Annotated in this window: 17 protein-coding genes; 9 read left to right on the top strand and 8 right to left on the bottom strand. The window is 57.9% G+C overall.

Features of this window, described 5'->3' with window-relative positions:
- Window positions 1-14 precede the first annotated feature (14 nt).
- The 5 genes from R8G34_09470 to R8G34_09450 form a co-directional block, all read right to left on the bottom strand.
- The gene (locus tag R8G34_09470) at window positions 15-554 is read right to left on the bottom strand and encodes a rod shape-determining protein MreD (protein ID MDW3223096.1); all 540 of its coding nucleotides are present in this window, start codon (window positions 552-554) and stop codon (window positions 15-17) included.
- A complete protein-coding gene (mreC, locus tag R8G34_09465; GenBank protein ID MDW3223095.1) occupies window positions 551-1,453 on the bottom strand; it encodes a rod shape-determining protein MreC in 903 nt (300 codons plus the stop codon). The genes R8G34_09470 and mreC overlap by 4 nt, the downstream gene beginning before the upstream one ends.
- A gap of 70 nt (window positions 1,454-1,523) precedes the next feature.
- On the bottom strand, window positions 1,524-2,570 hold the full coding sequence (locus R8G34_09460; GenBank protein MDW3223094.1) for a rod shape-determining protein: 1,047 nt from the start codon (window positions 2,568-2,570) through the stop codon (window positions 1,524-1,526).
- A 178-nt stretch (window positions 2,571-2,748) separates the two neighbouring features.
- On the bottom strand, window positions 2,749-3,588 hold the full coding sequence (locus tag R8G34_09455) for an amino acid ABC transporter substrate-binding protein (GenBank protein MDW3223093.1): 840 nt from the start codon (window positions 3,586-3,588) through the stop codon (window positions 2,749-2,751).
- A 144-nt stretch (window positions 3,589-3,732) separates the two neighbouring features.
- Window positions 3,733-5,301 carry a 2-isopropylmalate synthase gene (locus tag R8G34_09450; protein ID MDW3223092.1) on the bottom strand — a complete coding sequence of 523 codons (1,569 nt, stop codon included), beginning with the start codon at window positions 5,299-5,301 and terminating at the stop codon, window positions 3,733-3,735.
- A gap of 259 nt (window positions 5,302-5,560) precedes the next feature.
- Here R8G34_09450 and R8G34_09445 point away from each other — a divergent pair, with 259 nt between their 5' ends.
- From R8G34_09445 to R8G34_09430, 4 genes are all read left to right on the top strand, one after another.
- Window positions 5,561-6,226 carry an SDR family NAD(P)-dependent oxidoreductase gene (locus R8G34_09445; GenBank protein MDW3223091.1) on the top strand — a complete coding sequence of 222 codons (666 nt, stop codon included), beginning with the start codon at window positions 5,561-5,563 and terminating at the stop codon, window positions 6,224-6,226.
- A complete protein-coding gene (locus R8G34_09440) occupies window positions 6,223-7,749 on the top strand; it encodes a cryptochrome/photolyase family protein (GenBank protein ID MDW3223090.1) in 1,527 nt (508 codons plus the stop codon). The genes R8G34_09445 and R8G34_09440 overlap by 4 nt, the downstream gene beginning before the upstream one ends.
- A 359-nt stretch (window positions 7,750-8,108) precedes the next feature.
- Window positions 8,109-9,272: an efflux RND transporter periplasmic adaptor subunit gene (locus tag R8G34_09435; GenBank protein MDW3223089.1), complete on the top strand. Its 1,164-nt coding sequence runs from the start codon at window positions 8,109-8,111 to the stop codon at window positions 9,270-9,272.
- A 3-nt stretch (window positions 9,273-9,275) separates the two neighbouring features.
- A complete protein-coding gene (locus R8G34_09430) occupies window positions 9,276-12,407 on the top strand; it encodes a multidrug efflux RND transporter permease subunit (GenBank protein MDW3223088.1) in 3,132 nt (1,043 codons plus the stop codon).
- A gap of 425 nt (window positions 12,408-12,832) precedes the next feature.
- On the opposite strand, the gene R8G34_09425 is transcribed toward R8G34_09430, so the two are convergent.
- Together R8G34_09425 and R8G34_09420 are read right to left on the bottom strand one after the other, a co-directional pair.
- Window positions 12,833-13,540 carry a DUF2306 domain-containing protein gene (locus R8G34_09425; GenBank protein ID MDW3223087.1) on the bottom strand — a complete coding sequence of 236 codons (708 nt, stop codon included), beginning with the start codon at window positions 13,538-13,540 and terminating at the stop codon, window positions 12,833-12,835.
- On the bottom strand, window positions 13,537-14,409 hold the full coding sequence (locus R8G34_09420) for a methyltransferase domain-containing protein (protein MDW3223086.1): 873 nt from the start codon (window positions 14,407-14,409) through the stop codon (window positions 13,537-13,539). Before R8G34_09420 ends, R8G34_09425 begins: the two co-directional genes overlap by 4 nt.
- 41 nt (window positions 14,410-14,450) lie before the next feature.
- Here R8G34_09420 and R8G34_09415 point away from each other — a divergent pair, with 41 nt between their 5' ends.
- Window positions 14,451-15,353: a LysR family transcriptional regulator gene (locus R8G34_09415; protein MDW3223085.1), complete on the top strand. Its 903-nt coding sequence runs from the start codon at window positions 14,451-14,453 to the stop codon at window positions 15,351-15,353.
- Between the two features lie 7 nt (window positions 15,354-15,360).
- On the opposite strand, the gene R8G34_09410 is transcribed toward R8G34_09415, so the two are convergent.
- Window positions 15,361-15,789: an ABA4-like family protein gene (locus tag R8G34_09410; protein ID MDW3223084.1), complete on the bottom strand. Its 429-nt coding sequence runs from the start codon at window positions 15,787-15,789 to the stop codon at window positions 15,361-15,363.
- Between the two features lie 85 nt (window positions 15,790-15,874).
- Between R8G34_09410 and R8G34_09405 the strand changes: the two genes are divergently transcribed.
- From R8G34_09405 to R8G34_09390, 4 genes are all read left to right on the top strand, one after another.
- Window positions 15,875-16,321, top strand: a complete 447-nt coding sequence (locus R8G34_09405) for a MarR family transcriptional regulator (GenBank protein MDW3223083.1) — start codon at window positions 15,875-15,877, stop codon at window positions 16,319-16,321.
- Window positions 16,322-17,095: 774 nt separating this feature from the next.
- Window positions 17,096-19,021 (top strand): DUF3604 domain-containing protein, encoded by a 1,926-nt coding sequence (locus R8G34_09400; protein ID MDW3223082.1) that lies wholly within the window; start codon window positions 17,096-17,098, stop codon window positions 19,019-19,021.
- Window positions 19,022-19,151: 130 nt separating this feature from the next.
- A complete protein-coding gene (locus R8G34_09395; protein ID MDW3223081.1) occupies window positions 19,152-19,592 on the top strand; it encodes a hypothetical protein in 441 nt (146 codons plus the stop codon).
- 319 nt (window positions 19,593-19,911) lie between these two features.
- Complete coding sequence (locus R8G34_09390) at window positions 19,912-20,607, top strand: VPLPA-CTERM sorting domain-containing protein (protein ID MDW3223080.1); 696 nt, start codon at window positions 19,912-19,914, stop codon at window positions 20,605-20,607.
- Window positions 20,608-20,985 lie beyond the last annotated feature (378 nt).

The following is a 20,985-nucleotide window of genomic DNA, read 5'->3' as shown; positions in this document are numbered from 1 at the left end:
GTACTGGGACCAGCTCATGATCGACTTCCGGACGGTTCCAGATCGCCTGGTGTTGCTTTGCGTACTCTCATTATTCCATGCGTAACTGGGACAATCACAGGGTAGAACAACATTGTCATAAGCGTTTCGAAAAGGGTCAAGCTAAACTGTGGCAAATCAACTGCAGTGACCATCAAAACAACGCGATATCCCATGGCGATCGCTGCAATTAAAATACAAACACTCAACCACTCTGCGGCAAAGTTGGCGTCCCGCAGACCTCGCGCGCGCGCCTTGAGATGTTCGCATGCCAACAGGGCGAGCATTGCCCAAAGCCCGGGTGGCCGCTGCATTAAGAGGTCGGCCAACAAAAACAGACCGGCCAGCGCGAGGGCAGGCACGTATTCGGGACGTCGTGAAGACCAGGCAAAAGCAAAAGCGAGGAGCAGATCAGGGCCGACCCAGCGCTGCGGCGTAGTCTGTAAAGGCAGCAGGTGAAAGAACAGAATGACGCAAACCAACAGCGCAAAACCAAGCCGCATCGTCCACAACCGTGTCAGAGGCAGTTCCGTCATTGGTTGACCTGTTCTTGTGCGACTATTGGCGGCTGGGGCAATTGTGGTCCGATAATATTGGCCGTATCGGAAACCGGATCGGTGCCATGGTGTCGCAACACGCGTAGAAATTCCAGGCGCTGATAATCGGCTGCCAGTCTGACGCGTAGCTTACCCGTCGGGTCCGCCGCAACCTGGCCAATCAGAAGCCCGGCAGGGAACACGCCACCATCGCCTGAACTGATCACGCGGTGTCCGGGGCGCACCACATCACTGTCTTCCAGAAACTCAATCGGCGGTGCCGCAGAGTTATCACCAGAGACGATTACACGTTGACCGGATGGTTGAATGAGCGCAGGAATGCGACTGGATGCATCCGTCAGCAAGATAACCCGAGAAGTATTTTCGCCTACGCCGGAAATGCGTCCAACGACGCCGATCCCATCCATCGTTGCCCAGCCATCAATAATGCCGTCACGTGCGCCAACGTTCAGCAACACTGACTGGCGAAATGGCGAGCCACTGTCAGCCAGAACAACCCCGGTGATATAGGTCAGGCGCGGATCCAGACGCACCTTGTTGAGATCAAGCAACCGCGCGTTTTCCTGCTCAAGTTGCAGCGCGGCTTCTTTCCATGCTTGCATACGGCGCAATTCGGAACGCAGCTCGCCGTTTTGCTCAGCCAGACGCTGATAGCTTTGAAAATCCTTGAGCAGGTTGATGATGCCGGTAACAGGGGACATGGCCCAATCAAGGCCCGGGACAAAGCGGTCCGTAACCTGCGCGCGAAAGCGTTCCACGCGAGGGCTGTCGATCCGCCACACCAGAAACGTGCTTAATAAACAAAGAACAAGAACAGCAATCAGCAGCCGGCGTACCGGGCCGGTATATTCGCTGCCATTTGTTTGTTCTTTTGCCATGTTTTGGTCGTCTCCTGACCTGAACAGGCAGGGCAAACCTGCCGCTGACGGGATCGTTAACTATGCCATTTCAGCTATCATAATCGATCGCATGACGTAGTTGTTTTTCGAATTCCAAAGCCTTGCCGGTCCCAAGAGCCACGCAATTAAGCGATTCATCCGCAATCGAAACGGCAAGGCCGGTCTGTTCTCGCAGAGCTAGATCCAGATCACCCAGCAAAGCACCACCTCCCGTCAACATAACGCCTCTGTCGACAATGTCAGCCGCAAGGTCCGGTGGGGTTGTTTCCAGTGCGGTCATAACGGCTTCGCAAATCTGCTGAACCGGTTCTGCCAGAGCTTCGGCGATTTGGGCTTGGGTGACCTCAATTTCCTTGGGGACACCGTTCAACAGATCCCGGCCACGTATTTGCATGGAGGTGCCACGCCCATCATCGGGCATCCTTGCAGTACCGATAGACGTCTTGATCCGTTCGGCGGTCGTTTCACCGACCAAGAGGTTTTGTTGGCGTCGCAAATAACTGATGATGGCTTCGTCCATCCGATCACCACCAACCCGCACAGAGCGCGCATAAACAATATCGCCAAGGCTCAATACGGCGACCTCTGTGGTCCCGCCACCAATATCAACCACCATATTACCTGTCGGATCCGTAATTGGCATGCCCGCCCCAATGGCCGCGGCAATGGGTTCTGCAATCAGGCCCGCTCGACGCGCACCCGCGCTCAGAACAGATTGACGAATGGCGCGTTTTTCGACGGGGGTTGCACCATGCGGGACACAGACGATGATCTTGGGTTTGGAAAAAGTCGAACGTTTGTGCACTTTGCGAATGAAGTGTTTGATCATCTCTTCGGCGGTATCAAAATCCGCGATGACCCCTTCCCGCATAGGGCGGATGGCTTCGATGCTGCCTGGGGTTCGTCCGAGCATGAGTTTTGCGTCCTCGCCCACCGCGAGAACTTTTTTCACCCCGTCCTTGATGTGATAGGCAACGACTGAAGGTTCGGAAAGAACCACACCTTTGCCTTTTACATAGACCAATGTGTTCGCTGTGCCGAGGTCGATGGCCATATCGGATGAGAACATCCCGCGAATTTTGTCAAACATTGCAATTAACCTTGCCCGATTTTGTATTAGCCCGCACTTTTTCAAGGCGGGCTTTGCTCATGTTATATGCTTAGGCGTGGAATGGTGAAAGGGGCGTTAACGATGATCTCAGCATGATGTTGCGCGTCGTGTTAATTTTGCTGACCTGAGACGAATCACCTGCCCACCCAATTGCCAAACCGCATCAGGGAAGGGTAGGCGACAATAAAAACAAGGCCTCCAGAGCGCCACCGGCTTCGGCGCCGGGCAGAGCTTTTTCAAAAGCCCGCGCCATAGAGCCATCAAGAAAAAGCTCTGAAAGCACAGTATCCACTGCCAATCGGAAGTCCGTGTCGCCCCGCGCCATCGCAAAACCATGCTTTTCTACGGTCAGAATGCCGTCGAAGACTTTGAACTGATCTTGTTTCTCGCTCGCCAGAAGCAGATTGATCAGGATGGACTGGTCCGCAAAATAGCCATCTATCTCGCGGTTCTCCATCGCTGTGATGGCGTCTGCGTGATCGTCATATGTCACCACTTCGGCATCAATCCCGTCTGCCGCCAAAGAGTTGTTGAGCGCTTCTTCAGTAGTTGTATTTCCTCTGACGCCCACTTTCTTGCCAGAAAGCTCTGCCAAACTCGAAACACCATCGCGCTGCAGCAACACTGTGGTGCCGTCCACGTAGGTCGGCACCGAAAAGTCGACAAGTTCGCGACGGCTTAGCGTTATCGTTGCGGCACCGCATAGCAAATCGATCTCTCCACTCGCGACTTTGTCGAAGCGGTTTGACGTATCGACCCGTTCAAACACGATATCGAGTTCTTCCAGGCCCAGTTCAGCCCCCAACCGCTCCGCCATGGCGAAGCAGACAATCGGCGAATACCCCTGCGGGCGGCCTGCGTCATTCTCAAACGACAGTGGTGCGGCATCGGTGCGATAGCCGAATTTGATTTCGCCAGATGATTTGATGCGCTCGAGGGTCTGGGCCTGTAGCGCCAACGGCATGATCAAAGCAGCAATGAGTATGAGTAGAAACGAACGCATTTTGGGTTCCCTATCGTTTTGCATCGGTCAAGTCTTGGATAGAGTCTAGCAGAGTTATTGTCTCACGCCGCCCCTAAATTCGCATGTTTTCGCCGGATTGTTTCGCGCGGGTCATGTGGGTAAAAGGACCCGCGCGGTTTTTGATCAACCGACGTCTTTGTAGCTGATTTCGCGCTTGTCGGTACCGGCTTTTTCCCGCCGGACCAAAAGTCGGTTCAGCGCATGTATATAGGCAAGTGCTGAAGCAACCACCGTATCGGTATTGGCCGATTGCCCGGTCACGATCCGCCCATCCTCTTCCATACGCACGGAAACGGTGGCCTGTGCGTCCGTGCCCTCAGTCACCGCATGCACCTGATAGAGCTGCAGCCTCGCGTCATGCGGCACCAGCGCCTTGATCGCATTGAAGGACGCATCCACGGGGCCATCACCGGTCTGGGTGGTCTGCTGCTCCTGCCCGTCAATCTCCATGGTCAGATCGGCCTGTTGCGGCCCGTCCGTGCCACAGACCACCCTCAGAGATGTCAGTTTGAGCCGGTCATTTTCCGCATCAGATGAGGTGCGCATCAAGGCGATCAGGTCATCGTCGTAGATTTCCTTTTTCCGATCCGCCAACTCCTTGAACCGCACAAACACATCCTTGAGCTGGTTATCGCCCAATTCAAAGCCAAGATCCTCAAGCTTGGAGCGCAGCGCCGCACGTCCGGAGTGTTTGCCCATTACAATATTGGTCTCTGACAAACCCACATCTTCGGGGCGCATGATCTCGAAGGTTTCGGCGTTTTTCAGCATCCCATCCTGATGAATACCACTTTCATGCGCAAAGGCGTTCTTGCCCACAATCGCCTTGTTGAACTGCACCGGAAAGCCGGAAACGGTCGCAACGCGGCGCGAGATGTTCATGATTTTGGTGCTGTCCACACCTGTTTGGAAAGGCATGATGTCATTGCGCACCTTGAGGGCCATGACGACCTCTTCGAGGGCTGTATTGCCGGCACGTTCGCCCAAGCCGTTGATTGTGCACTCGATCTGGCGCGCGCCAGCCTCGACGGCCGCCAGACTGTTGGCGGTCGCCATGCCAAGATCATTGTGGCAATGGGTGGCGAAAATGATCTCATCCGCGCCCGGCACCCGTTCCAGCAGCATCGCGATCAGGGCGGCGGATTCGCGCGGTGCCGTATAGCCCACGGTGTCGGGAATGTTGATCGTTGTCGCCCCGGATTTGATCGCGATTTCCACCACGCGGCACAGGTAATCCTCCTCTGTGCGGGTGGCATCCATGGGGGACCATTGCACGTTGTCACACAAGTTACGGGCATGGGTGACGGTCTGTTCAATCCGTTCGGCCATCTGATCCATATCGAGGTTTGGGATGGCGCGGTGCAGCGGGGACGTGCCGATAAACGTGTGAATACGCGGATGTTTTGCGTGTTTCACCGCATCCCAGCAACGGTCGATATCCCCCAGTTGCGCGCGCGCCAAGCCGCAGATGATGGAGGTTTTCGCAAGCTTTGCTATTTCGGAAACGGCGGCAAAATCGCCCTCTGAGGCGATGGGAAATCCGGCCTCGATAATGTCCACACCCATCTCATCCAGAAGCCCGGCGATTTCGAGTTTTTCGGCATGGGTCATGGTGGCCCCGGGGGATTGTTCGCCGTCCCGCAAGGTGGTGTCAAATATCAGGACACGGTCCTGTTTGGCTTGATCTGTCATGTCTGGTTCTTTCGATTATCTGCTGATTTTCTTGGCGCGCTGCACATTCCCCTGAGCGGGCGCGCCGGAAGGCACGCTCAGAGGCGGGTTAGCAGCAGCAGAGCGGCGGCAGGGCGCAATGGGGTGCGCGGAACGGGATTATGTAGTGCCTGGGCCATGAGAGCAGTTATACCGCGCCGCGCACAAATGGAAAGACAGTTTTTGCGACAATTGTTATCGGTGGCTTGAAGCACGGTTTTGTGCGGCTAGATCGCTGGCGATGAAAAGAGTTTTGATATTGGGGGCTTCGGGAGGTGTCGGCGTTGCGGTTGCGGCCGCATGCCGTGCCCGAGGCGATGACGTGGTGGGCCTGTCACGCAGCGCAGATGGGTTCGAGATCACCGATGAGGCCAGTGTTGCCGCGCATCTGGGCGGTTTGGAGGGTGTGTTCGATCTGGTGTTTGTGGCCACTGGTGCGTTGGAGATTGACGGTGCGGAACCGGAGAAATCCATCAAGGCGGTCAGCGCCAAAGCGATGATGGATCAGTTCGCAGTGAATGCGCTTGGGCCTGCGCTTGTGCTGCGTCACGCGGGTGATTTGTTGCCGCGCGACAGGCCTGCGTGCATTGCCGTCTTGTCGGCCCGTGTGGGCTCCATCGGGGACAATCGGATTGGCGGTTGGGTGAGCTACCGAAGTGCCAAGGCCGCTGTGAATCAGATCGTGCATACCACGGCGATTGAACTGGCGCGTACGCATAAGCAATCCACCTGCGTGGCGCTGCATCCGGGCACCGTTGCCACGCCCTTTACAAAGAAGTACCTGGGGCGGCATCCGGCGGTTCCCGCACATGAGGCGGCTGATAATTTGTTGAACGTAATGAGCGATTTAACCCCGGATCAAACCGGCGGGTTCTTTGACTGGGCGGGCAAGGAGGTGGTGTGGTGAGCCGTCTTGTTCTGGTGCTGGGTGATCAGTTGAGCGAAGCGCTTTCAGCACTGCGCGAAGCGGATAAGGACCGCGACATCGTGGTCATGGCGGAGGTGGTGGAGGAAGCCACCTATGTCACTCACCACCCCAAGAAAATCGCGCTGGTGCTGGCGGCCATGCGCCAGTTCGCAACACGCCTGTCATGCGCGGGTTGGGACGTGCGGTATGCCCAGTTGGATGACACCGAAAACGCAGGATCCATCGTGGGTGAATTGCTGCGCCGTGCGGAGGAAACCGGCGCCTCTGAGGTGCTGGCGACAGAGCCGGGTGAATGGCGTTTGATCAACAAACTCAAACACGCGCCGATGAAAGTGCACATCCTGCCCGATGACAGATTTATCGCGTCACATCAAGAGTTTGAGGATTGGGCTGAGGGGCGCAAGCAGCTGCGCATGGAGTATTTCTATCGCGAGATGCGGCGCAAGACTGGTCTGCTGATGGAGGACGATAAACCCACCGGCGACAAGTGGAATTTCGATCACGATAACCGCAAGCCCGCGCCGGATGATATCGCCTTTGAGGGTCCCCTGCGCTTTGAGCCGGATGAGACGGTGCAGCAGGTGCTGGCGCTGGTGCAAGCGCGCTTTGGCGATCACTTTGGCACGCTTGATCCGTTCTGGTTTGCGACCACGCGGAGCCAGGCGCTTGACGCCCTGGAACACTTTGTTTCCAACGCCTTGGCCAAGTTCGGGGACTATCAGGACGCGATGCTGTCGGACAACCGGTTCCTCTATCACGCGGTGGTTTCGGCCTATATCAACATCGGTTTGCTCGACCCGCTGGAAGTCTGCGAGAAGGTCGCTGAGGCCCACGCGGCAGGCGACGTGCCGATCAATGCCGCCGAGGGGTTCATCCGTCAGATCATCGGTTGGCGGGAATACATGCGCGGCATCTATTTCCTGGAAGGGCCTGAGTATCCGGAGCGCAATGCGCTGGGCCATACGCGCGATCTGCCGGATCTGTTCTGGGGTGGTGACACAGATATGCGGTGCCTGTCCAAAGCGGTCGAACAGACCCAGCAAGAGGCCTATGCGCATCACATCCAACGTCTTATGATCACAGGGAATTTCGCGCTGTTGGCGGGGATCGACCCGACCGCTGTGCATCAATGGTATCTCGCCGTGTACATGGATGCGTTTGAATGGGTCGAGGCCCCGAATACAGTGGGGATGAGCCAGTTTGCCGATGGCGGGATCATCGCCTCCAAACCCTATGTGTCCTCGGGCGCCTACATCAATCGGATGTCGGATTACTGCAAGGGCTGCGCCTATAAGGTGAGCAAGAAGACGGGCGAGGGGGCCTGTCCGTTCAACCTGCTCTATTGGCACTTTCTGGACCGGCATCGCGAGCGGTTCAAAAGCAATGCGCGCATGGGCAACATGTACCGCACCTGGGACCGGATGGATGGGGACAAACGCGAAACCGTTTTGTCCGAGGCGCAGGATTTCCTCGACCGGCTGGAGGCGGGCGAGAGGGTCTGACGCCCGCAGCACAGACGCCAAAAACCGCGCTTTGACGCTCAAAAGGTTAACGCTCTTAAAAACAGGGCGATTCGCGATGCACCACCCGTACACAAGCTGTACACACCCCGTACACCGACCGTGCACCCCGGCGCAGGATGAACAGGGCGTGCGGTGCTCCGGATTAACTTGACGCGCGGGTCGGTCATCGCGGGGTAACGCGGGCGAGGGGCGCGGAACCGGGCGACGACACGCCAGACGGCCGGGCAGAAAATGCCGATGCGACGCCGTTACGAGCGCGGTTTTGGCCACTTGCAGTTGTTACTCGTCACGAAACCCGTCAAGGTGACAGCAGGCAGGTCACAACAGGGCACATCAAGATGGTCAAAACACAGCAGTCAGCAGTCTTCGTTCAGAAGGTGGGTCTTTTTATCGGGCTCGTTCTTATCGCCGTCACCTTTGGTTTTGCCGTGCTCGCCCAGCAAGCCACGCCCGCCGCGCCCAAGGTTCTGATCGCCGCCGCCTATAGCGAGGAAATCACGCTGGAAACCACCTTTGTGGGACGCGGTGAAGCTTCGGCCAAAACGGATCTGGTGGCTCAGGTGACCGGGACCGTGACGGAAATTACTGTGGAGGATGGCACAAGCGTCGCCGCAGGTGACCTGATTTACCGAATTGATCCGGACAGTTACGCCGCGTCCGTTGCCGCGCAGCAAGCGTCAGTCAGTCGTGCCGAAGCCAACCTGACACTGGCCCATATCGAGCGGGACCGTAAACAGCAACTGTTGGACCGCGGCGCCATTGCGGAATCCGAACTCGACATCGCGGTGGCCAATGCCGAGGTCGCGGAGGCGGATATGGGGGCTGCCAAAGCGGCCCTGCAAAGCGCGGAACTGGATCTGGAACGCACCGAAATCCGCGCGCCTTTTGACGGGCGCATCGGTAAATCCAACATCAGCCTCGGCACGGTGGTCGGGCCCACCACGGGCGCGCTTTCAACGCTGGTGCGCCAGTCGCCGATGTATGTGACGTTTTCGCTGTCTGAACCGCAGTTGCTGCGCGTTCTGGAACGGCTTGATGCGGGGATGACCGAGCTGATCGAAAACGACAACACGCCCAATGTGTTTGTCAGCCTGCCCAGCGGCACGATGTTGGAAGAGCCCGGCAAAATCGTGTTTCTGGACAACCGCATTGATCCCTCAACCGGGACAATTTCGGTACGGGCCGAATTTGAAAACACCCGCCAGATGATCCTGGATGGCAGCTTTGTGTCCGTGGTGATCGAAGCGCTGGAACCGACCTTGAGTGTGCTTATCCCGCAAAACGCGGTGCAACGGGATCAGCGCGGCGATTTCGTTCTGGTGGTCACGGATCAGCAGTTGGTGGAGCAGCGTTACGTTGTACTGGGCGCGCAGATTGAAACGGCGGTGATTGTCACGGACGGGCTGCGCGCGGGGGAAAGTGTGATCGTGGAAGGGCTTCAGAAGGTGCGCCCCGGCGTCGAGGTTGATGCCGTTCTGGCCGGCACGGCTGAGGGGAATTAAGCGATGCTCTCCAGCGTCTTTATCAACCGCCCGAAAATGGCCATCGTCATTTCCACTGTTCTGACCCTGATGGGTCTGATCGGTTATCTGGCTTTGCCGGTAGAGCAATTTCCAAACATCACGCCGCCGGTTGTGAATGTGACGGCCACCTACACCGGGGCGGATGCAGAAACGGTTGAGAAAACCGTCGCCGCCCCGATTGAGGCGGAAGTGAACGGCGTGGAGGATATGATTTACATGTCCTCGGACAGTTCGGATTCGGGCAATTATACTTTGTCGGTCACGTTTGACGTGGGCACGGACCCGACCATCGCCACGGTGAACGTGCAAAACCGGGTGACGCAGGCCACATCCGGATTGCCCGTGGAGGTCACATCGACCGGGGTTGTCACCGAGAAATCATCGACCAGCATGTTGATGGTGATGACGCTGTTTTCGCCCGAGGGTACCTATGACGAGGTGTTTCTGTCGAACTATGCCTCGATAAACCTCAAGGACGCGCTGGCGCGGGTGCCGGGCGTGGGCAAGGCCGATGTCATGACCGATTTCGCCTATGCGATGCGGTTGTGGATGGATCCGGACCGGATGACCGGGCTGGGGGTGACACCGACGGATGTGATCAACGCCATTCAGCAGCAAAACGTGACGGTATCCGCCGGTCAGATCGGCGCACCGCCCTCGCCAACCGGGCAGCAGTTTCAGTATTCCGTGACCGCGCAGGGCCGTCTGGCAAGCGTTGAGGAGTTCGAAAACATCATCGTGCGCACCGGCGAGTCTGGCAGTGTATTGCGCGTGCGCGACGTGGCGCGGGTCGAGTTGGGGTCGAGTTATTACGGGGTGTCCGGGCGTTATGAAGGCAATCCGGCAACGGTGCTGGCGGTCTATCAGGCGCCGGGTGAAAACGCGCTGGCCGTGGCCGCGGGTGTTTATGCGGAACTGGAACGTTTGTCGCGCGCCTTTCCACAGGACGTGACCTATGAGGTGCCCTTTGACAGTACGGATTTCGTGCAGCAGTCGCTGAACGATGTGGTCTCGACGCTTATTCTGACGTTCATTCTGGTGATCTCGGTTGTCTTTGTATTCTTGGGGAATTTCCGCGCCACGCTGATCCCGGCGGTGGCGATCCCGGTCTCCCTGATCGGGACATTTGCGTTCTTGCTGCTGATGGGTATGACGCTGAACACGATCTCGCTGTTTGCGCTGGTACTGGCCATCGGGATTGTGGTGGATGACGCGATTGTGGTGGTGGAAAACGTTGAACGGCTGATCGCGGATGAGGGGCTTGATCCGCGCGAGGCGACCGCCAAGGCGATGACGCAGATCACCACACCGGTCATTGCCACCACGCTGGTGTTGCTGGCGGTGTTTGTGCCCGTGACCTTCATGCCGGGCATATCCGGCCAGTTGTTTTCGCAATTTGCGGTGACGATTTCGGTGGCCGTGGTGATTTCGTCCGTAAACGCTTTGACCTTGTCGCCTGCTTTATGCGCGATTGTGCTCAAGCCACGCTCCGGCCCGCCCAAAGGGTTGCTGGCCGCCTTTGAGAAAGTCATCGGTGGGACGCGCGATGCTTACGCGGGCATTGTTGGCCGCCTGATCAGCCTGCCGATCCTGGGCTTTGTGATCCTGATCGTGCTGGGAATTGCGTCGGGGTCGATGATGGGCTCGCTGCCCAAAGGGTTCCTGCCGCTGGAAGACAACGGCTATCTTTTTGTGGACATTCAACTGCCTGATGCCGCGGCGCTGGAGCGCACGGAGGTTGTGTCGGATCGCGTCAATGAACAGATCCGCGCGCTGCCCGGTGTGGCTAATACGGTGCAGGTCAACGGGTATGGTCTGTTGAACGGACAGGGGTCCAATTCGGCCATGATCATCGTCAATCTGGACAATTGGGAAGAACGCAACACGCCCGAATTGAGCGCGGATGGCATTCTGGCACAGATTTTCGGCATCGCCGGTCAGGAAGTGTCAGCCAAGGTGATCTCGTTCAGCCCACCGCCCATCACCGGGCTGGGCACCAGTGCCGGGGTTGAAATGAAGGTACAGCAAACCGGGGGCGGGGAGGCCTCTGACCTCTCTGCCGCGGTTGGATCGCTTGTCTTTGCCGCCAATCAGCGCCCCGAGATTGCGCAGGCCTACACCACCTTCAGCGCCAATGTGCCCAAGGTTTTTGTCGATCTGGACCGCGAGAAATCACAGACGCTGGGCATTCCGGTAAGTGATGTTTTCCAGACATTGCAAGCGCATCTGGGCTCGATTTATGTCAATGACCTCAATCTTTTTGGCAAAGTCTACCGCGTAATGATCCAGGCCGAGGGCGATTACCGTGACAGCATTGATGACATCGGGCGGCTCTATGTGCGCAGCGGGGACGGTGAGATGGTGCCCTTGTCCACCTTGATTGACGTGCAAACGGTGCTGGGTCCGGTGCTGCTCAACCGCTTCAATCTGTTCCGCTCGGCTACGGTCACGGCTGTTCCGGCACCGGGGTTTTCCACCGGTGATGCGATCAATGTGTTGCAAGAGGAGGCCGTCACCGCCCTGCCGCCCGGCTATGCCTATGAATGGACCGGCACCGCGCAACAGCAGTTGAGCGCGGGCAATACGGTGATTTTCGTGCTCGCCGCTGCGGTGATCTTTGGTTACCTGTTTCTGGTGGCACAATATGAAAGCTGGACCATGCCGGTGGGCATTTTGTTGTCCGTGACGGTGGCGCTTTTCGGGGCGTTGGCGGCGGTCATGGTCACGGCCGGGGATGTGAACCTCTATACACAGATCGGGATGATCATGCTGATCGGGCTGGCCTCGAAAAACGCGATCCTGATTGTCGAATTCGCCATGGAGCAACGCGCTCAGGGGGCGAGCATCCGCGAGGCCGCGCTGGAAGCGGCGCGCCAGAGGTTCCGCGCGGTGATGATGACCGCGCTGTCGTTCCTTCTGGGGGTTGTGCCGCTGATTGCCGCCTCCGGTGCGGGGGCGGCCAGCCAAAAGGCCATCGGGATCGCGGTCTTTGGCGGCATGCTCTGCGCCACAGTGATCGGGGTGATCATCGTGCCGGTGCTTTATGTGCTGCTGCAAGGGTTGCGCGAACGGGTCAAGGGTGGCTTTGGCAAGGACCCGGCGCAGGTGGGGTGACAGACCCGCCCACGCAAGCGCACGGTGTTTTTTTTGGACGGCAACAGGTCGCGCGCATTCCGGATCATGTCCGAACGCGACCCTGTTTCCCGTATATGGTGGGCGTAGCGCGGTTGCGGCACGGCAGAGCCCGGCATCTGCACCGCGCGGGTTTGCTTATTGTGACTGATCCCGCCCGGCCGCATGTCTGGACTGTGCGAAGATTTTTGCGGCTGACCTTCAGAGGTAAAGCGGTGTCGTTTCACGTGGATTTGGCGACGTAACGGGCAAAATGTGCGATGCTTCACCATCAAGGAGCGTCCGGTTCTCACGGTAGGGGGAGCGCCCTGATAGAGGGGAGTGGACCATGAATCCGTTCCCGTCAAAATCCCGAGATACCGGGCAGTGTCCCCATGTCCGCCGCGCGCGGTTCTGATTGCGAACCGTCACATGAGTGACCCGCTGTGCGTGCTGCGCCGGGCCATAGCCTGCGGCGGGACATGGGCGGTCGGCAGCCGTTTCGGTGCCAGTACCGCCCAAATCAAGACCTCGGCGACCAACAGGTTGATGCCCCAGGCAAATACCATCAGGACGTCACGCGGAATTCCTGTGGCCTGTTCCCCGTGGAGGATCATCCATCCCATGCCGAGGAAGGTTTGCGTGGATGCGCCCTGAGCGATTGCATAGGCACGCAGCATAAAAGCGCTGTGCCGAAAGACATTCCGGGCTCGGATGGCAAGCACGGATCTGAGGATAAACGCGATCATCAGACAGCCGAGGATCATCCGCGCGCCATACAGCATGTTCCCCTGGAGGCTTGTCGGAAAGCTGTAGAAATGAGCCATCCACACCCCGCTTCCTGCAGAAAGGCAACCCGCGACCGCAACCATGCGCCCCATGATGCGGTGCGCGCGGGGATGGTTTCGCCTGAGGCTTGGCAGGAACTGGAGCGCGCCGAGGAGGCAAAACAGGAAACTGCAAAGGATGTGCAGAACAATCGGGAACGGCATAGCCGTCGCGCGTGGATTGTCTGGCGCGATTGTCGGTCCGCCGGCCAATTCCAGCACGCGGAACAGGCCGCCAAAGGTCGGTATGAAGCTGTAAACAAGGAGGCCGACAAGGATCACCCACTCGGATTTGCGCAGGGTTTTCACGACAGGACCCCCTCTAAGGCCGTTGCGGTTCCGGGTTCGGGTGCATGTGCCGCCTCGCCCTGTCGCCGCGCCCAGAATGCGGTGCTGGCATGCCCCGCGCAGGATCCAAGACGGATTGTCTGGAATTCAGGATGTTCCAGATGGCAGGCCTTCAGCCAGGCGAGGCCTTGCTGTTCGGTCACCGCCCACGTCCGCCAGCGCATCTGGATCAAGGCGCCAAAACCGGAGCGGCGGACCAAACAGACAAAGAGCATCCCCCCCGGTTTCAGCACCCGCACCATCTCTTTCAATGCGCGTTGCGGTTCGGCCAGATGTTCAAGGACGTGGGCGGCCATCACAACATCAAAGGAGGCATCCGCGTAGGGTATCGAAAGAACATCCGCGCGCTTCAGTTCCGGTGTCACCCCGGCCTGGCGCAGTTCAGCATCCGCCCGGACCAACATCTCAGGCGACAGATCAATGCCGCAGAACGCGGGGGTTTTCGGGAAACTCCGCTGCAGCGCAACCGCAAGGGCGCCATTCCCGATGCCGCAATCCAGAACCCTGGCCGCGGGTCCGGCCTGTTCAAGTATCGCGCCCATGCCCGATGCCAGCAAAGGTCGTCGGTATGCAGCGTCCAGCCCGTAACGCCGCGCCACTTTCTGCCACTTGCGCGAGGCTGCATCGTATTGATCCGTCAAGTCCTGTGCCGTTCTTGGGTGCCGGCTGATCGCAACCTGCCATGAGCCAAAACGATAATTGGACATCGGAATTGTCGGCTGATGTGATAGATCAACCGACGCGCCCGGCGACGGCTTGAGGATATGCATTTTGACCGAACCCTTGAGTGTTGCGTCTTGTTCGCGCCCTTCTAATCGGTCGGTTGGCATTGCAAAATTGCATATTTCCGTATTTTTGGTATGCGTAAATAATGGAGTGGAAAAGATCAGCTTTTGACTGGAATCAGGCGCGGGCCTTTCTTGCCACGGCGGAAGAAGGGTCGCTTTCTGCTGCTGCGCGCGCGCTTGGGCTCACGCAGCCGACCCTGAGCCGACAGGTTGCCGGTCTTGAAGAAACGCTGGGTGTGACGCTGTTTGAAAGAACCTCACGCGCGCTGCTGCTGACCCAGGCCGGCACGCAGTTGCTTGAGCACTTTCAAAGCATGGGGGAGGCGGCCAACCGTGTTTCCATTGCAGCCACAGGGCAATCCGAAGCGGTGACGGGACATGTGGCAATCGCCTGTACCAATGCCATGGCGACGTATTTCCTCCCCGAGATTCTCAAGAAACTGCAGCTTGCAGCACCAGATCTTCAGATCGAAATCATCGCGTCCAACGCCTTGAGCGATTTGCGACGGCGGGAAGCGGATATTGCGATCCGGCACGCGCGCCCGCAGGATGCAAATCTTTTCGCCAAACGCCTGAGAGACACCACGGCGCATCTTTTTGCCGCCTCAGACTATCTCGATGCCGTTGGCCGCCCTACCGATCCGGCGGATATTGCAAAGCTGCAGTTTATCGGGGCTGAGTTCCCCGAGCGCATGCTGGGGCTCATGGCATCGCGCGGCCTTGATCTGACGGTCGCGCAGTTCAACTATTCCACGGCAAGTGTGACCATGTCCGTGGAACTCATGCGCAAGGGGTTGGGGATTGGCATCCTGCCCATCGAGGTCGGTGCCGCCTATCCCGAACTGGAGAACCCCTATCCGGATTTTGAACCCATGAGAATCGAATCCTGGCTCGTCGCGCACCGGGAACTGAAGACAAACCTCAGAATTCGGTTGGTGTTCGACCTCTTGGCGGACTGTCTTGGCACACCGCAGCCCGCGCCATAATCCCGGTTCAGTGCGAGGCCACTGCAAGATTTGATCGCAGGCCACGCACCAGCATGAATGCGAGAAAACCGGCTGGTCCAAACAGGAAGGTCAGGGGCAAGCACGGCAAAACCAGCCAAAAAGGGATCCCCTGACGCCGCGCGGCGCGACAGATCCAGGCCCCTACAACAAGGTCAAAAGCCAGAAAGTGGATCCATCCCGCCATAAGGGCGCTCGCGCTGTTGAACAGCATCTGAACCTCCGCGAAGCTGCCAAAGCCGCCGCTTTCTGCCGGGAAAAACAGCAAAAGCACGGCGTATCCAAGTGCCAGAAGCGACGGGAGCAAGATGCCGGCGATGCGATCAGACCAGAGCGGCGCCCAGGGTGAGATCACCAGAAAGCCCCAGCCGACAAATGCTGTCATTCCGGCAAGAGAAAAAATTAGTTCGAAATCCATGATGGCTCCAATAGCAGAAGGGCGGTTTTGCGTGGCATGACGCATATTGCTTGCACATGCAAGCGATTCGGTTCATAACTGCAGCATGAATGATATATCCAGTATAAATGCCTTGCGGCTTCTGCAGTCCGCTGACGCATTCCGCGCCCGTCTGTCAGGGGAATTTGCCGCCGTGCACGGCTTGTCGGTGAATGAATTTCTGCTGCTGATGCATCTTGATCATGCAGAAAACGCCCGGTTGGCCCGCGTTGAACTGGCCAGACGCATGCATGTCAGCGCCTCCACCGTCACACGGATGGTGGCGCCCATGGAAAAAACCGGCCTCGTGCGCCGCGAGGTGGATGGTCGCGACGCCCGGTTCGCTTTCGTTGTGATCTCGAAGGCCGGACAGACAAAGCTTCAGGAAACCCGCGCGACTTTTCAAAAGCAGGCTGGAACTCTTTTCCAGGACCGCTGGAGCGCGGAGGAACTGGAGAGCCTGTCCAGGCTGCTGAACCGGCTGGTGGTGGGCAGCGCGTCGAACCTGACCTAGCCAAGCGATACCCTTGAACCTGCATGCTCGGCTGGGCTGAGGCGAAACATGCGCCGGTTGCCTGCCGGACAAGTGGTTCCATGCGATTATTGCGCCAGCGCATAATCTTCTGCTGCAATCGCTGCCTGAACGGGTCAAGGGCGGTATGGGCAAGGGTAGCCCACCACTGGCGGGGATCAGTCCAACCGCGCGACGGGCATCAGATGACCTGGACCGGGCTGTACCTGTTGCGATTTGAGGACATGACAGAAGGACGTTTCTTTTCGCTGAACGCAAATTGCCGACCCAGATCCGTGGAAAACGGCATGGCTGATGTGCGCGAACGTCAGCCATGCGTCGATTTTTGTCGAAAAACCTGTACCTTCGGATTTCGGGATTTTTCGGCAGATTGTCCAATGTCGCAGGACGTAAGTTGAGACCTTTCATGAAGCGCCAAGAGTTTGCGGATGAACGGCGCGCAGCCAATTTAACCAAACCCCTGACCATCAAAATCCGGCCGCGCTCTACGGCGAAGAACGTTGCTGATCCCGCTCAGGAACGGAGCTTTCCAATACAAGCCGCCCAAAGCTGGCGGTGCATGTCGAACATTCCGCCGTATAGTTTTCGCTTTGCTCTGAGTGTCTGTGCGGGCTAGGCTAAGCCATTAACACGATTTGAAACCAGTTTTTCCGCACCGGGTATTTTGACAGCATGCCGGCGACTGAAAACTGGTTTTACGTCAAGCGTGAGTATGTTCTCGGATAGCAAAACATGCTCAGACCCAAAGGAACTGACATGAAACACTACCTGGTTTCCACCGCGAGCGCCGTTTTGATCGCCGGATCGGCTTATGCCACCGATGGCGTTCCCAGCGAGGAAGCCGCCGAAGGCACATTCAAGACCGCCCCCTTTTCGCCCTACGCCAACCGAACCATTCCAGAACGGCCCTTGTGGGGTGACTCGCATCTTCACACCGGTCTTTCACTGGACGCGGGCGCTTTTGGCAACACGCTTTTGCCCGACACGGCATGGCGCTTTGCAAAAGGCGAGCAGGTGATTTCATCGACAGGGCAGCCTGTGCGCCTTGCGCGGCCGCTTGATTGGATGGTGCTGACAGATCACACGGATCTCATGGGGTTTGCGCCTGATCTGCAAGCGGGCAAGCCGGGTGTTCTGGCCGACCCCAAAGGCCGTGAATGGTATGAAGGCTATTCCAAGGGCGGAGAAGCGGCTGGCAAATCCGCCTTTGATCTGATCTCCAACTTTTCGCAGATGACGCTGCCCGAGCTTTTGCTTGAATCCTACAGTCCGGGTGCGGATGCCTATGCATTCACCTGGGAACACATCGTTGACGCCGCCGAGCAGCATAACGATCCCGGTGTCTTCACGGCCTTCATCGGCTTTGAATGGACGTCCGTGCCCAAGGGATTTAACCTGCACCGCAATGTGATGCTGCGCGACGGCGGTGTGCGCGCCAAACAGATTGTGCCCCCGGTAACGCAACCGCCCTACGGCAGCACCGACCCCAACTCTCTGTATGACTGGTTGGAATTATACGAGGAAAAAACCGGCGGGCGGGCCGTGGCGTTTGCCCATAACGGCAACCTGTCCAATGGATGGATGTTTCCCACAGATGACACATACCACGGTGGCAAGGTTGATCAGGAATATGTCGAGCGCCGGGCCAAATGGGAGCCGCATTACGAGGTCACCCAGATCAAGGGCGACGGTGAGGCACATCCTGCGCTGAGCCCGGATGACGCCTTTGCGGATTATGAAAACTGGGACGTGGGCAACCTTGATATTTCGGAGCTCAAGACCGAGGAGATGCTGGCGGGAGAATACGCACGTGAGGCGCTGAAGCTGGGCCTGATGCTGGAGGAAAAATTCGGCGTGAACCCGTACAAGTTCGGCATGGGGGGCGCGACGGACAGCCACACGTCGCTGACGACTGCCGAAGAAGAAAACTTCTTCAGCAAATCGGTGAGTGTTGAACCATCCCCGACAAGGATCGAACATCCTTTCGTCAAGAGTGAGCTTGGCGAGATTCCCGGCCATATGATCGTGGCCTCGGGCTATACTGCCGTCTGGGCAACGGAAAACTCGCGCGCCGCAATTTTCGACGCCTTCAAGCGGCGGGAAACCTATGCCACCACCGGGCCGCGCATGGGGGTGCGTTTCTTTGGCGGCTGGGAGTTCTCGGAGGATGATCTGCGCACCCGGATGCCAGCTGAGGCCGGATATGCCAAAGGCGTGCCGATGGGCGGCGACCTGCGCCCGCGAGACGGCGATGCGGCACCCTCCTTCATGATCTACGCGCTCAGGGACCCGATCGGGGCGAATCTCGACCGCATTCAGGTGGTCAAAGGGTGGCTCGACACTGAAGGTGACCTGCAGGAAAAGGTTTATGATGTGGCATGGTCCGATGACCGCGAAGCCGATGCAAACGGTGCAGTGCCGGCGGTGGGCAATACGGTTGATCCGGAAACCGCCAGTTGGACCAATACGATCGGCGCATCCGAACTGACAACGGTTTGGACCGATCCTGATTTCGACGCCGCCGAACGTGCGTTCTACTACGCGCGGGTGCTTGAAATCCCGACGCCGCGCTGGGTGCTCTATGACAAGCTGCGGTTCGGTATCGACCTGCCGGCAGAGGCGCAACTGACCCATCAGGAACGCGCCTATACCTCGCCGATCTGGTACACGCCTGAGCCCTGATTGAAACACACCCTGCGACGTTGGCAATGATGCACGCCTTGTCTCCGGGCATTTTATGCGCGGGTTTGGCATGGGTCGGTTTATCAAAGCGTCGGCAACAGCCGGTGTAGCTGCCGGGCTTTCTGGATGATTGAATCAATGCGTAAACGTCTGGGCGAGTGATCCTGTCGTTGACGGTGATAGTCTGGCGGGGGCCGGGTTTGTGGCGGACTCCAGCGGCGATGGGTTGGCCCGATATCATTCCGGGGCAGATGCTGGGGAAGTCTCTTGGTGGCTCTCTCGAGCGGCCGCCGTCATCGCCGCGGTTGCAGCGCGCGAGCGGTCGCAATCTGGCACGCTTTTGGCAGGCGGCCCGATTGTAGCCCGACGTCAAAACCCTCGCCGATTTGCACAAGATCTGCCGATAGTGCGTCGCCCCGTGCCGTTGATTGCCGCCTCCGGTGCGGGGGCGGCGCGCCAAAAGGCCACCGTGATCGGCGAGATCATCGAACCGGTGCCTTACGTGCTGCTGCAATCGCTGCGCGAACGGGTCAAGGGCAGGTTTGGCCGGGACGACACACTGCTGGAGTGAGTTTTGGGTTGTGAACCTCGAGCCGTGTTGCGGTTCCGGTGACCTTAGGTCACCGCGCACATGACGTGATGCGCTGTTTCATGGGCACCGCATTTTTGGGCGTATTGCGTTTTCCAACGGGTTGTTTGTGCGGCGCTGCATATGGTTCCATATTTTATAACCATTTGTTATGTGTCTGTTTTCGAAAAATTTCTTTAGGGGTTTTTGGAGCGTTGCCGATTTGGCAACAGTTTGTATCCGGCATCTGTCGGTTGTGCCGTTGACGCCGAAGCGCATCAGATATTAACCAACAAAGAACCTTAAAGAGAGAGTAATAAGTATGGGAATTTTTGATCTGCGCGGCGTCCTGTCTGCGGCGGCTGTGTCGGTCGTAATGGGGGCAAGTGCGGCTTCGGCGGCAGTGGTGGATTTGTACCAGATCACCGTGAAGGGGACGTTTCTAAGAGAGGTGGAATTTCTCGATCCGTTCAATCCCGGACCTTGGGGACCGGCTTTGGGCAAAAGTTTTGAACTAACCTTTTCGATGCCTGAAACACGTCCGCCTGAACCGGGAAATCCATATTTCCCTTTTTATATCGGCGATGTGGAAACCAAGTACGACGGAATGATTTTGAAATCTGGGGATCCAAAAAATGAAGGCAGTCTGTTGTTAACTCGGGCTTCAAGCAGTCGTTCGGTACAGATTTTCAGCTCTTTGGCGAGTGATGCTTTCGGGTTCCGTACCTTCGACCAGAATATCTCAGTTAATGTTATCTTCTCTGATGCAGACGCCGTGGGAGTGGACAGACCGAACGATCTGAGCCGGTCCATTTTCGAAACGCAGTTCATTTCATTGAGAGGGACAAATGAGGAGCCGGGCGGTGGTACGCGAGACTTTTTCGGCCGGGTCCGCATCGATAACGTGAGCGTAGACATCATTTCACCTTCACCCGTGCCGCTGCCTGCGTCGGCGTTGCTGCTTGGGGTGGGGCTTGCTGGATTGGGCGCTTTGCGGCGGCGCGAGCGCGCCGCCTGAGCCTGACTTGAAAACCCAAGATCGATCGAAACCCCCGCCAACCCATGTGTTGGTGGGGGTTTTCTTATCATGCTCGTGCAATCGCTGTTTGAATGCCTAAGGGGCGGCGGTGGCAGGGACGACACGCTTTTGAGTGAGCGCTCTCATTGCGCCGGTCGTGTTTGTGTTGACCAAGGGCATTGCAAACTCATCTGACAGCATCGCCGCGCGGCGCACCATTGTGTGAGTAGGTCAGGTGATAGCGACGTTCACGCGAAGAGCTGAAGCAATTGCGCGAAAATCACACGGTTGCTGTTCACCCAAACTGCGGCGCAGGTCTCCAAAGAGCTCATTTTACCAATGCTGCGTTTCGTATGAATGTCCGCACTTCAAGGTGAG

It is taken from the genome of Paracoccaceae bacterium (assembly GCA_033344815.1).
GTDB lineage: Bacteria > Pseudomonadota > Alphaproteobacteria > Rhodobacterales > Rhodobacteraceae > Roseobacter.
This window is presented reverse-complemented; position numbering and strand designations above follow the sequence as displayed.